This window comes from Nonomuraea sp. NPDC050202 (genome assembly GCF_040656115.1).
In the GTDB taxonomy this organism is placed as follows: Bacteria; Actinomycetota; Actinomycetes; order Streptosporangiales; family Streptosporangiaceae; genus Nonomuraea.
Genome location: NZ_JBFALF010000015.1, coordinates 62,025 through 74,407, shown reverse-complemented (window position 1 = coordinate 74,407; position 12,383 = coordinate 62,025). Strand labels below are relative to the sequence as shown.

11 protein-coding genes are annotated in these 12,383 nt (G+C 72.6%); 5 read left to right on the top strand and 6 right to left on the bottom strand.

Features of this window, described 5'->3' with window-relative positions; translation table 11 throughout:
• The first annotated feature begins 29 nt into the window (after nt 1–29).
• Nucleotides 30–1,880: a glycoside hydrolase family 15 protein gene (locus AB0I79_RS33040; protein ID WP_357881384.1), complete on the top strand. Its 1,851-nt coding sequence runs from the start codon at nt 30–32 to the stop codon at nt 1,878–1,880.
• A gap of 97 nt (nt 1,881–1,977) precedes the next feature.
• Here the strand turns inward: AB0I79_RS33040 and AB0I79_RS33035 are convergent, their stop codons facing one another.
• Nucleotides 1,978–2,781, bottom strand: a complete 804-nt coding sequence (locus AB0I79_RS33035) for a helix-turn-helix transcriptional regulator (RefSeq protein ID WP_357881381.1) — start codon at nt 2,779–2,781, stop codon at nt 1,978–1,980.
• A gap of 83 nt (nt 2,782–2,864) precedes the next feature.
• Here AB0I79_RS33035 and ilvD point away from each other — a divergent pair, with 83 nt between their 5' ends.
• Nucleotides 2,865–4,712 carry a dihydroxy-acid dehydratase gene (gene ilvD / locus AB0I79_RS33030; protein WP_357881378.1) on the top strand — a complete coding sequence of 616 codons (1,848 nt, stop codon included), beginning with the start codon at nt 2,865–2,867 and terminating at the stop codon, nt 4,710–4,712.
• 222 nt (nt 4,713–4,934) lie between these two features.
• On the opposite strand, the gene AB0I79_RS33025 is transcribed toward ilvD, so the two are convergent.
• Nucleotides 4,935–5,777, bottom strand: coding sequence for a helix-turn-helix domain-containing protein (locus tag AB0I79_RS33025; protein ID WP_357881375.1), 843 nt, complete (start codon nt 5,775–5,777; stop codon nt 4,935–4,937).
• 76 nt (nt 5,778–5,853) lie between these two features.
• Here AB0I79_RS33025 and AB0I79_RS33020 point away from each other — a divergent pair, with 76 nt between their 5' ends.
• Nucleotides 5,854–6,681 carry an alpha/beta hydrolase gene (locus AB0I79_RS33020; protein WP_357881372.1) on the top strand — a complete coding sequence of 276 codons (828 nt, stop codon included), beginning with the start codon at nt 5,854–5,856 and terminating at the stop codon, nt 6,679–6,681.
• Between the two features lie 46 nt (nt 6,682–6,727).
• Here the strand turns inward: AB0I79_RS33020 and AB0I79_RS33015 are convergent, their stop codons facing one another.
• A complete protein-coding gene (locus tag AB0I79_RS33015; RefSeq protein ID WP_357881369.1) occupies nt 6,728–7,594 on the bottom strand; it encodes a helix-turn-helix transcriptional regulator in 867 nt (288 codons plus the stop codon).
• A 148-nt stretch (nt 7,595–7,742) separates the two neighbouring features.
• On the opposite strand from AB0I79_RS33015, the gene AB0I79_RS33010 reads away from it, so the two are divergent.
• Nucleotides 7,743–8,669: an alpha/beta hydrolase gene (locus AB0I79_RS33010; RefSeq protein ID WP_357881366.1), complete on the top strand. Its 927-nt coding sequence runs from the start codon at nt 7,743–7,745 to the stop codon at nt 8,667–8,669.
• 104 nt (nt 8,670–8,773) lie between these two features.
• Here AB0I79_RS33010 and AB0I79_RS33005 read toward each other — a convergent pair whose 3' ends face one another.
• Nucleotides 8,774–9,010 (bottom strand): hypothetical protein, encoded by a 237-nt coding sequence (locus AB0I79_RS33005; RefSeq protein ID WP_357881362.1) that lies wholly within the window; start codon nt 9,008–9,010, stop codon nt 8,774–8,776.
• Nucleotides 9,011–9,183: 173 nt separating this feature from the next.
• Between AB0I79_RS33005 and AB0I79_RS33000 the strand changes: the two genes are divergently transcribed.
• On the top strand, nt 9,184–9,603 hold the full coding sequence (locus tag AB0I79_RS33000) for a CoA-binding protein (protein WP_357881359.1): 420 nt from the start codon (nt 9,184–9,186) through the stop codon (nt 9,601–9,603).
• A 32-nt stretch (nt 9,604–9,635) separates the two neighbouring features.
• On the opposite strand, the gene AB0I79_RS32995 is transcribed toward AB0I79_RS33000, so the two are convergent.
• Nucleotides 9,636–11,609, bottom strand: a complete 1,974-nt coding sequence (locus tag AB0I79_RS32995) for an FHA domain-containing protein (RefSeq protein WP_357881356.1) — start codon at nt 11,607–11,609, stop codon at nt 9,636–9,638.
• Between the two features lie 199 nt (nt 11,610–11,808).
• Nucleotides 11,809–12,249 carry a DUF4396 domain-containing protein gene (locus AB0I79_RS32990; RefSeq protein ID WP_357881349.1) on the bottom strand — a complete coding sequence of 147 codons (441 nt, stop codon included), beginning with the start codon at nt 12,247–12,249 and terminating at the stop codon, nt 11,809–11,811.
• Nucleotides 12,250–12,383 lie beyond the last annotated feature (134 nt).

Genomic DNA, 12,383 nt, shown 5'->3' with positions numbered 1-12,383 from the left:
TCGCGCCCGTCGCTGCTTACGTTGAGAACATGCAGCCAGACAGCACCGCCCCGGCGAACGACGGGCACGACCAACCCGGCGACCCCCGCTACCTGCCGATCGGCGAGCACGGGCTGATCGGCGACCTGCGCACGGTCGCGCTCGTGGGCACCAACGGCACCATCGACTGGTACTGCTGCCCCCGTTTCGACGCCCCGTCGGTGTTCGGCTCGCTCCTGGACGCCGGCCGGGGCGGCTCCTTCGAGCTGGCCGCGGACGTCCCGTACACGACCAAGCAGTTCTACTTCCCCGACACGAACGTCCTGATCACGCGCTTCTTCGCGGACGACGGCGTGGGCGAGATCCAGGACTTCATGCCCATCGAGGGCGACACCTCCGAGGCCGACCGGCACCGGCTGATCAGGCGCGTCACCTGCGTGCGCGGCACGCTGCCGTTCCGCGCCCTGGTAGCTCCCCGTTTCGACTACGCCCGCCAGCCGCACAGCGTCACGCAGGAGGGCGGGCTGACGTTCTTCGAGTCGCCGTCGCTCACCCTGGAGCTCGTCTCCAGCGTTCCCGTCGAGCACGACGGCCGCGACGTCCGCAGCCGGTTCGTGCTGCGCGAGGGCGAGCTCGCCGTGTTCGCCCTCGACCGGCTCGTCTCCGGCGTCGAGCCCCGCGGCTGCCCGCTGGAGGAGGCCGAGAGGTTGTTCACCGCCACGGTCGCGTTCTGGCGCAGGTGGCTGTCGGCCTCCCGCTACCGGGGCCGCTGGCGGGAGATCGTGCACCGCTCCGCGCTCACGCTCAAGCTGCTCACCTACGCGCCGACCGGCGGCATCGTCGCCGCGCCCACGACCAGCCTGCCCGAGCAGATCGGCGGCCGGCGCAACTGGGACTACCGGTACGTGTGGGTGCGCGACGCCGCGTTCTGCGTCTACGCGCTGCTGCGGCTCGGCTTCACCGAGGAGGCCGAGGCGTTCATGGGCTTCCTGGACAAACACGTCCGGATGGAGGGCACCGGGCCGAGCGGGCCGCTGCAGATCATGTACGGCATCGACGGCCGCAGCGACCTGCCCGAGGAGGAGCTGCCCCACCTGGACGGCTACCGCGGCTCGCGGCCCGTCAGGATCGGCAACGCCGCCGTCGACCAGCTCCAGCTCGACATCTACGGCGCCCTCATCGACTCCGTGTACCTGTACAACAAGTGGGGCACGCCCATCTCAAGCCGGCGCTGGGACGAGCTGTGCACGCTGGTCAACTGGGTCTGCGACAACTGGGACCAGCCCGACGAGGGCGTCTGGGAGACCCGCGGCGGGCGCAGGAACTTCACCTACTCCCGCCTGATGTGCTGGGTCGCGATCGAGCGCGCCATGCGCGTGGCCGGCCAGCGCGGCCTGCCCGCCGACATCCCGCGCTGGCGCGAGAACCGCGACGCCATCTACCGCGACATCATGCAACACGGCTGGTCGGAGCGGCTGCAGGGGTTCGTCCAGCACTTCGACGACGAGCTGCTCGACGCGGCCGTGCTGATGATGCCGCTGGCCAAGTTCGTCTCGCCGACCGACCCCAAGTGGCTGTCCACCCTGGACGCGCTCGGCGGCAGCCTGGTCTCCGACTCCCTGGTCTACCGCTACGACCCCGAGCTCAGCCCGGACGGCCTGGAGGGCCCGGAAGGCACGTTCTCGATCTGCTCGTTCTGGTACGTCGAGGCGCTGGCCCGGGCAGGCCGCGTCGAGGAGGCCCGCCTGGCCTTCGAGAAGATGCTCACCTACGCCAACCACCTCGGCCTGTACGCCGAGCAGATCGGGCACACCGGCGAGCAGCTCGGCAACTTCCCGCAGGCCTTCACCCACCTGGCGCTCATCAGCGCGGCCTTCAACCTCGATCACGCCCTCGGTTAGGCGTGCTCCCTTCATGGCGACCGGTATGCGCAGCCGCGTACCGGTCCTGACCAGGTGTCGGCGCCGAGGCGATCAGGATCGCCCCTCGGGTGGTCGCTCACGGGTGCGTCGAGGCCGGGGTGTAGATCACCACGTGCAGGTCGGGGTGGTCGGCGGGGGCCAGGCGGTGGTGTTCGTAACGCAGGACGCCCGCGGTGGGGTGGTGGAAGAGCCGCTCGCGGGAGGTGAAGCCTTCGATGTGGTGGTCCTGCCAGGCGGCGCTGAACACCTCGCTGGCCGCCAGGAGGCGCTGGATGACCGGGGTGCGGGCCAGGTCGCCGAGGCGGGGGCCGGCCTCGGCTCGGAACTCGGCGAGGAAGCGGCGGCTGGTGGTCTCCCAGTCGGGCAGGAGGTCGCGGACGTAGGGGTCGGTGAACACCAGCCACAGCAGGTTGCGCTCGCCCGGGTCCACCGTGGCCACGTTCGGGTACAGGGCGGCGTAGGCGGTGTTCCAGCCGGTGATCGTCCAGTCGGGGGCGATGGCGTAGGCGGGGAAGCCGGCGAGCGCGTCCAGCAGCCGCCGCACGTGGCCGGGCGCCGTCCGCCCGGCGCCCGCGGTGGCCGCGGGCAGCGGCGCGTACCCGGCCAGGGAGAGCACGTAGGCGTGCTCGGCGGAGGTCAGGTGCAGGGTGCGGGCGAGGGCGTCGAGGACCTGGCGGGAGGGCTGGATGTCGCGGCCCTGCTCCAGCCAGGTGTACCAGGTCGCGCTGACCCCGGAGAGGGTGGCGACCTCCTCGCGGCGCAGGCCGCCCCTGCGGCGCGGCCCGGGCGGGGGCAGGCCGACGGAGACCGGGTCCAGGGCCGCGCGTCTGGCGCGGAGGAAGCTGCCCAGTTCTCTGCGTCGCTCGGCCGCCGTGTTCACCCGGACAAGGGTAGTGCTGGTAGCGGGAGTGCTAGCAGTACGGGCGTCTTCGCCGTACGCTCGCGAGCCACCAGCATTGCGGCATGCCACAGTTGAGATCACGTACGGTCACCCACGGGCGGAACATGGCCGGCGCCCGCGCCCTGATGCGCGCCTCCGGCGTCCCGGCGGCGGACATCGGCGTCAAGCCGGTCGTCGCGGTGGCCAACAGCTTCACCGAGTTCGTGCCCGGCCACACGCACCTGCAGCCGGTGGGCCGCATCGTCTGCGAGGCGATCACCGCGGCGGGCGGGATCGCGCGCGAGTTCAACACCATCGCCGTCGACGACGGCATCGCCATGGGCCACGCCGGGATGTTGTACTCGCTGCCGTCGCGGGAGCTGATCGCCGACTCCGTCGAGTACATGGTGCAGGCGCACTGCGCCGACGCGCTGGTGTGCGTCTCCAACTGCGACAAGATCACCCCCGGGATGCTGATGGCCGCGCTGCGGCTGAACATCCCCACGGTGTTCGTCTCCGGCGGCCCCATGGAGGGAGGCCGGGCGGTCCTGAGCGACGGCACGGCCCGTACCGGGCTGACCCTGGTCACCGCCATGTCCGAGGCCGCCAATCCCGGCATGCCGGACGAGGACCTGGCCAGGATCGAGGAGGCGGCCTGCCCCACCTGCGGATCCTGCGCCGGCATGTTCACCGCCAACTCCATGAACTGCCTGCTGGAGGCGCTCGGCCTGGCCCTGCCCGGCAACGGCACCACGCTGGCCACCCACACCGCCCGCCGCGCCCTGTACGAGCAGGCCGGCCGGACCGTGATGGAGCTCGCCGCCCGCTACTACGGCAAGGACGACCCCGGCGTGCTGCCCCGCGCGATCGCCTCCCGCGCCGCCTTCGACAACGCCATGGCCCTGGATCTGGCCATGGGCGGCTCCACCAACACCGTGCTGCACCTGCTCGCCGCCGCCCGCGAGGCCGACCTCGACTTCACGCTGGCCGACATCGAGGCCCGCTCCCGCACGGTGCCGTTCCTGTGCGAGGTCGCCCCCAACGGCCCGTACCTGATGGAGGACGTGCACCGCGCCGGCGGCATCCCCGCCATCCTGGGCGAGCTGCACCGCGCCGGGATGCTGCGGCCCGGCGTGCACGCCGTGCACGCGGACTCGCTCGACGCGTGGCTGGCCGCCTGGGACGTACGCGGCGCCTCCCCCTCGCCCGAGGCGGTGGAGCTGTTCCACGCCGCACCCGGCGGTGTCCGCTCGCCGGCCGCGTTCTCCCAGTCGGCCCGCTGGGACTCCCTCGACCTGGACGCCGCGACCGGCTGCATCCGCGACACCGCCCACGCCTACTCGCCGGACGCGGGCCTCGCGGTGCTGCGCGGCGACCTCGCCCCCGACGGCGCCGTGGTGAAGTCGGCCGGCGTACCGGAGGGCATGCACGTCTTCACCGGCCCGGCGGTGGTCACCGAGTCGCAGGAGGAGGCCGTGGAGGCGATCCTGTCCGGCCGCCTGTCGCCGGGGGACGTGCTCGTCATCCGCTACGAGGGGCCGCGCGGCGGGCCCGGCATGCAGGAGATGTTGTACCCGACCGCCTATCTCAAGGGGCGGGGCCTGGCCGGGGTGTGCGCGGTCATCACCGACGGCCGCTTCTCCGGCGGCAGCTCCGGCCTGTCGATCGGCCACATGTCGCCCGAGGCCGCCACGGGCGGGCCGCTGGCGCTCGTCCAGGACGGCGACACCATCACCATCGACATCCCCGCCCGTGACCTGCGCCTGGACGTCCCCGAGCAGGAACTCGCGGCCCGCCGCCACCGCCTGGAACAGCACACCGGCTACCGGCCCCGGCATCGCGACCGCCCCCTGTCCACCGCCCTGCGCGCCTACGCGGCCCTGGCCGAGTCGGCCGACAAGGGCGCCGTACGCGAGGTCGCAGGGCGCTGAAGGCCCGCGTGAGCAGAGCGCTGACGTCCGGGCAAGCAGGGCGCTGACGTCCGGGCGAGCAGGGCGCGGCGTCCCGTGCGCCGGCCAGGGCTTCTTCCCGGGGAGCCGCGTGGCGGCGGCCGTGCGCCGGGCCTCCTCACCGCAGGAGCGCCACTCTCGCCCGGTGTGATCGAGGGCCGTACGAGAACGACGCCATCGTCCACGGCGTTCGCGGACTCCCGGTCACCTGGTGAGCGGGAGGCCGGGCCAGGCGAGGTCGTCGACCGCCAGGAACGGCTCGCCGGCCACACCCGTGGGCGTCACCCCGATGTACGCCATGACATCCCGATGCAGGTGCGACTGGTCGGCGTAGCCGGCGTCGGCCGCGACCCGGGCCGCGCTCTCGCCCGCGACCAGGCGGTGGACGGCGTGGTCGAAGCGGACCAGCTTCACGGCCTGCTTGGGCCGCAGGCCGAGCTGCGAGCGGAACCGGGACCACAGCCGCTTGCGGCTCCACCCGACCTCCCCCGCGAGCCCGTCGACCCGGACCAGGCCGCGGCTGCCGGCGATCCGTTCCCAGGCCCAGGCCACTTCCGGGTCCACCGGCGCCCGTGCCTCGTGCTGTCGGGCGAGCAGCGCCTCTGTCAGCGCGAACCGGTCCTCCCAGGAGGAGGCCTCGGCCAGCCGCTCACGGACCCGCGACGCCTCCCGGCCCCACAGGTCGTCGAGCGTCACCACGGCGCCGTCGAGTTCGGCGAGGCCGACGCCCAGGACCGCGCGGGCGATCACCGGGGACAGGCGCACCTGCACGCACTCGACGTTCTCGCCCCGCGCCCAGACCGCTCCTCCCGACCCGAACCCGGGCCCGGCGACGATGCTTCCCAGGTGCCGCCGCCCGGCGGCGCCGTCGAGGACGGGCGAGCCGGCGCCGAAGTCCAGCAGCAACGTCACGGCCGGGTGCGGGACCATCCGGAGCGCGTCCAGGGCCCGGACCCGGAACCCGGCCATCGCGACCCCGGCCATCCGGCTGGGCCGCCGCGGGCACACGACGCCCCACACAGCCTCACCGTGCACGAACGTCCGCACGGCCCCATGCTACGCGGGCCGGTCGAGGGAACATTTGTCCAAGCCGTCCCCGCGCACCGACGGCGACAGTGATCTCATGCCCCTTTCTGACACGACCGGGACCATGACCCTGTCCCTGGACGACGGCGACCTCCACGTGTGCCTGGACGGCCCGCCCGACGCCCCCGCACTCCTGCTCATCCACGGGTCCGCCTCCTCTGCCCGCTCGTGGGACCAGGTGGTCCCGCTGCTGACCGGAACCCATCGCGTCATCCGGATCGACCTGCTCGGGCACGGCCGGTCGGCCAAACCGGACGACCGGAGCTACGCGACCCCTGACCAGGCACGCAGGGTCGGCGAAGCACTGGACCGGCTCGGCGTCCGGCACGCCGTCGTCGCCGGGCACTCCAGCGGCGGCGCGGTCGCCACCGCCCTCGCCGAGCTACGGCCCGGCCTCGTGACCGCGCTCGCGCTCGTCAACACCGGCCCCAGCCTGGACTCCTACCTCGCGCCGCGGTCCGCCGCCATCTCGCCCGAGCAGTGGCCGCCGTCCGACGAGCAGATCCGCCTGTTCGCGAGCACGGGTTTCAGCCGCCCGGGCTACCAGGTCCCGCAGGAGCTCCTGGACGAGGTGCGCCTCATGACGTACCACACGCTCGCCATGACGATGCTGGGCACCACCGAGTACCTGAAGGAGCGGCCGCTCCCGGACCGGCTGGTGGCCCTCGGCAAGCCGCTGCTGGTGATCTTCGGTGCGGACGACCGGAGATGGCGGTCCTCGTCCGCCGCGGACTACCGCGCGGTTCCCGGGGCGACGGTGGAGCTGCTGCCCGGTCTCGGGCACTCCCCCATCCTGGAGGACCCGCCACGGGCCGCCGCCCCGCTCCTGGCCTTCACCGCGGTCCACGCCACGCGAGCGGGCTGAGCCCCGCCTTCCTCCGGCCCCTCCGGCAGGTCGAACGGGGCCGGGGTCAGCGCGTCAGGGTACGGCTCGGCGGCGCGGGCGTCCACGAGGTGAGGATGCGCAGCGCGTCGTACGACGGCGAGCCGGGTTCGGCGGTGAGCACCATGAGGCGCTGGCCGGAGCCGTCGGGGCTGCTCCACGTGTCGCAGTCGAGGGTGAGCTCGCCGACCAGCGGATGCCGGTAACGCTTGGTGCCGTAGGTGGCGGTGTTGACGCGGTGCTCCGCCCACCAGGTGCGGAAGTCGGCGTCCCGTACGGACAGCTCGCCGACGAGCCGGGCGAGCTCGGGATCGTCGGGACTGGCGGCGGACTCCATGCGCAGGGCGGCGACGGCGTCGCGGGCGTCGTGCTCCCACTCCAGGTGCATGTCCCGGATGACCGGGTCGGTGAACAGCAGCCGCAGGTAGTTGCGCCCGTCCGCGGGGAGCTGCGAGAAGTCGGTGTACAGGGCGACGGCGCCGGCGTTCCACTCCAGCACGTCCAGCCGTTTGCCCAGCACGATGGCGGGGGTCGCGGTGAGCTGGTCGAGCAGGCGCCGCATGGCGGGGCGCACGCGCTGCGCGGGCCGGCGCCTGCGTGGCCGGGCGTCGGTCTTGCCGGCCAGCTCGTACAGGTACCGCTGCTGGTCGTCGTCGAGGCGCAGCGCGCGGGCGAGCGTGGCGAGCACCGAGGCGGACGCGCGGACGCGGCCCTGCTCCAGCCGCGTGTAGTAGTCGACGCTGATCGCGGCGAGCTGGGCGACCTCCTCACGGCGCAGCCCCGCGACCTTGCGCCGCGAGTCCTGCTCGGGCAGCCCGAGGTCCTGCGGGGCCAGTTGTGCCCGGCGGGCCTTGAGGAAGGCGCCGAGTTCCCCCGGTCCGGATGTGGTGCTCATGTCATCCATTGTCGGGCTTGGGGTGCCGAAGTTGAGGGGGCAGGTTCTTTCCCAGGCAAGAACCCGCCGCTTTTGCCCGCCCCGGGATACGACGACTGTGGACTCGTGCCCGGCACCGCGCCGGCTGACCACCCCAACGGAGAATCCCATGTCGAAGATCGACGTCACCTTCCCCAGCGCCGGCATCCCGCTCGCCGCCCACCTCCACCTCCCCGACGCCCCGGCCGAGGGGCCCCGCCCGGCGATCGTCGTCGGGCACCCCGGTACCGGGGTGAAGGAGCAGGCCGCCGGCCTCTACGCCCGCGACCTGGCCGCGAGGGGGTTCATCACGCTCGCCTACGATGCGGCCTACCAGGGCGAGAGCGGTGGCGAGCCCCGTGGCCTGGAGAACCCCGCGCAGCGCGTCGAGGACATCAAGGCCGCCGTCTCCTTCCTGAGCGGCCGAAGCGAGGTCGATCCTGAGCGCATCGGCGTGCTCGGCATCTGCGCCTCAGGCGGCTACGCCCTCGCGGCCACCGCGGGCGACCGCCGTGTCAGGGCGCTGGCCACCGTCAGCGCCGTCGACGTCGCCCGCCAGTTCCGCCTGGGCGCCGACGGCACCCAGGACCCGGCCGTGTTCCTCGGCATGCTGGACGCCGCGGCGCACGCCCGCACCGTGGCGGCCCGGGGCGAGGAGCCGCCGGTGCTGACCCTCTTCCCCGGCACCGTCGAGCAGGCCTACGCGCTCGGCGGGGAGCACGGCGCCGAAGGCTTCGAGTACTACCGCACCGAACGCGGCCTGCACCCCCGCTCGGCGGGCTTCCTCACCTGGGACAGCGTCGACAAAATGGCTGCCTTCGACGCCTTCGCGCCGATCCCGCTGATCGGGGGGCGGCCGCTGCTCATGGTCGTCGGCAGCCGCGCCGTCACGTCCTGGATGAGCGTGGCGGCCTTCCAGCGTGCCACCGGCCCCAAGGAGATCTGCTGGATCGACGGCGCCAGCCACGTCGATCTCTACGACAGGAAGCAGTACGTGGACGTCGCCGTGGAGAGGATCGCCGGGTTCTTCGGCGAGAACCTGGGCCAGGCAGCCTAGCCCGCGCTTGTCCCCCGTCGGTCCGCGAAGGCGGTCGCGAAGGCGGCACGTCGCGAAGGCGGCCGCCCGGTGCGGGCGGCCGCCTTCGCGGGAGAACCGGGCGCTTACTTGACCAGGCGCTTGCTCAGAAGCTCCTTGCCCTGCTCGGCTCCCTTCCGGCTTTCGGCTTGGGCGCGGCGGAAGAAGCTCGCCAGCTCCCCATCACCGGTGCGCTCGGCGTCGGCGATGTAGTTCTCCAGCCGAAGCACGTTGCTCAGGCACTGCTCCACGAACCAGATCAGGTTGTAGTCCTTGTCCTGAGTGCCGGTGACCTTGCCAGTCTCCTGGCTTGACGGATCCATGTGTCTCCTCCTAGCCCTTCGACGGTCAGATCCCCCTGCCGGCCCGGCCCGGCCGGGCCGCCTCTGTCCTCCTGCCCACCAGGCACGAGGTATGCCCCCTGCCGCCATGATGTGGCGGGTGGTGACTTCTACCCGGAGGAAATGCCCGCCCCGCCCCGGGCGTTAGCCGGGACATGGGGAACCGTTTCGCGGACGAGACCGTCATCCGTCGTCTCCTCACCGAGGCGCGCACGTGGGCGTTCGTCGGACTGTCCGACAATCCCGGCCGTACGGCCTACGACCAGGCGGGCCTGCTCAAGTCGCGGGGGCGGCGGATCATCCCCGTCCACCCCGCCGCCGAGCCCGTGCTGGGCGAGCCGGGCTACGCGTCGCTGGCCGAGGTGCCGGGCAAGGTGGACGTCGTGGCCGTGTACCGCCGCTCCGAGCACGCCGGGCAGGTGATCGACGAGGCCATCGCGATGGGCGCCGGCGCGGTCTGGCTGCCCCTGGGCGTGATCGACGAGGCGGCCGGCCGGCGCGCGCTGGACGCCGGCCTCGACGTCGTCATGGACCGCTGCCCCGGGGTCGAGTGGGCCTTGCGCCGCATCGCCTGAGCATCCGGCGAGGCGCCGCCTTTCCCAGGGTCCTAGGCCTGGCCGCGACGGATGACCTTGGTGGCCTGCTGACCCTCCCCCGGCTCCCCCGCCTGCGCCGCCGGGCCCCGCGGGGCCGCGGACACCAGCACGTCGGGCGGGTCCTGGCGGTAGAAGAGGTCGATGTCGACCTCCTCACCGCCCATGATCAGCGTGTCCCACGCCCCGCTGACCAGCAGCGCGCGCAGGGTCTCCGCCTTCAGCCCGCGCAGGTGGCGGCGGAGCGTGGCGTCGTCCGGCATGCCGGGGATGCGCGGGGCCAGGCGGTCGCGGATCTGCCGTAACCGGTCCATGAGCGCGTCCAGGTCGGCGTCGTCGCGCACCTGGAGGTCGTTCCGCGCGGAGGTCTCGGCGATGCCCTGCGCGATCTGATCCTTGATCGCCCGAGTGACGCCGTGCCCGTCGGTGGTGACCATCGCCTTCCAGGCGCGGCTCTTGTGCCGGTACTGCAGCATCGACATGGCCGCCTCGTGCCGGATGAAGTCCGCGTCCCGGAAGGGCCGGGCCCGCCAGCCCTGGCTGAGCGTCCTGGCCAGCGAGATGGCCGAGGCCAGCCCGCTGTTGAGGCCACGGCCCGGCCAGAAGTGGATGGCGTTGGCGGCGTCGCCGAGCAGGAACCCGTACGTGCCGGGCGTGGTGGCGGTGGGCGGGTGGAGCTGGGCGGTGAAGCGGGGCCGCTGCACCATGTCGAGCCGGAACGCGGTGACCGCGCTCAGGTTCTCCTCCGCCACCCCGAAGAACCGCAGCCCCTCCATCACCCGCCCCCACAGCGGCGAGCCCTTGACCAGGGCGGGCAGGAACAGCGTGCTGTGCGTCGAGCAGCGGAACTCGCCGTGCTCGGTCCGGTCCATGAGGCACGGGCTGGCGGCCACGCACTGCTCGAACACGCGCCGGACCGGGTCGATGCCGATGACCTCCTCGGCCTCGGCGTCGGTCAGCCGCATGTTGAGGAAGCCCTCGCCGCGCAGGGCGTTCAGCAGGAAGCGGTTCTGCGCCACGGTGAGCAGGACCGTCATGGGGTCCGGCAGGTCGGACTTGACCCGCAGGCCCAGCACGACGTCCCGCACGTGGTGGCCGTCGAGCGAGTAGATGGAGGTGTCGGCCTTGCCGAACTTGGCGGCGAAGTGCTCCCGGGTGCGCGACCGGCCGCCCTCGCAGATGGCCAGCACGTGGTCCCGCGCCGCGGCCTCCGGGTGCTCGCCGGCGTCGAACCGCTCCGGGACCAGCCGGATCCGGCCGGGCCGCTCGCCGGCCATCGCCAGCAGCGTGTCCTCGATGTGGGCGATGCGCAGGTTGCGCGGGCTCCGGCCGCGGATCGAGTCGGGGCCGGCCGGCCACATCTCGGTGTACGCGCCGGGGCCGAACAGCCGTGCCTGCACCTTCTCCGGCAGGTTCAGGTACTGGCGGCTCTGCACCGTCACCACCTGCTGCCGCCGGACGTTGCCCTGCTCCTTGCCCTTCCACACGACCCGGTCGCCGTCGCGCATCCAGCGGCCGTCGTACACGGTGACCGCCACCCGCTCGCCCATGAGGTGGTCGAGGAGCAGGGCGAAGCCGAGCCCGACGGGGCCGCCGCCGCTGATCGTGACGCGCAGGACCGCGGCGGGGTCCACCGCGCGCGCCGCCCGCCGGCCGATCTCCCGCATGAGCGCCGGATCCATGATCGTCTCGGCGTCGTCGGACGCCTCGAAGCGGAACACCTCGTCGCCGATCGCGATCAGGTCACCGGGCCGGAGCTCGTGCCTGGTTACCCGGACGCCGTTGACCAGGGTGCCGTTGCGGCTGCCCAGGTCGTGCAGGACGTACCGGCCCGCCTCGTGCCGCACCTCGGCGTGCGCGCGCGAGGCCCGGCCGCTGGCGATGACGATGCGGCTGTCGTTCCTGCGGCCGAAGGTCATCGGCCGGTCGTCCATCGGATAACGCTGTCCGGACAGCGGGCCGTCACGCCCCACGATCACCGGCGGCATAGGTCACTCCCATTTCCCAGGCCTGTTGACGTAGTTGCGCCCCCAGCGTGAACCGGATCCCGGGAAACAACTGCTGAAAATTACGCACGCCGCCGATATCACCGGTGAAACAGCGGCTCGGGAAGAGGGATCCTCCAGGCGGAGGACATCGGCCTCGTCCTGGACGCGTACCGGCGCGAGCCGCGCTCCACCTGAGCGGTCAGTGGTGGTAGGCGTGGATCACCGCGTGACCCTTGCCCCGCCCGATGATCCACTTGTTGATGGGCGTGGTGACGAGGAAGGCCACGAGCAGCGAGAACGCCAGGGCGCCCCAGAACAGGACGGAGGCGAGGCCGGAGTCCATCGCGCCGGGGATGATCAGCATGATGCCGTTGTCGACGATCTCCATGACGAGGATCGACAGGGTGTCGGCGGCCAGCGCGAGCCGCAGCGCCGTACGCCACTTCAGGCCCGCGCGGAACAGGCCGCGCAGGGTGAGCGCGTAGCCGAAGACGAACGCCAGGAAGACGGCCAGCAGGATGCTGGGCAGGTCGTGCCAGCCCAGGGCGGTGGCGATCACCATGCCGAGCACCTCGCCGATGGCGCACCCCGTGAGGCAGTGCAGCGTCGCGGACGCCGCCACTCCCCACGTCGCCTTCATCGGCCCGTGAGCTCCGCCTTGATGCTCGCCGTGCGCGTCGTCCGCGTCGGGACGATGAGCAGAGGAGCCGTGGGCGTGCTCCGCATGCCCGGCGTGCTCGGCATGCTCGCCATGTTCACCGTGATGCATAGATC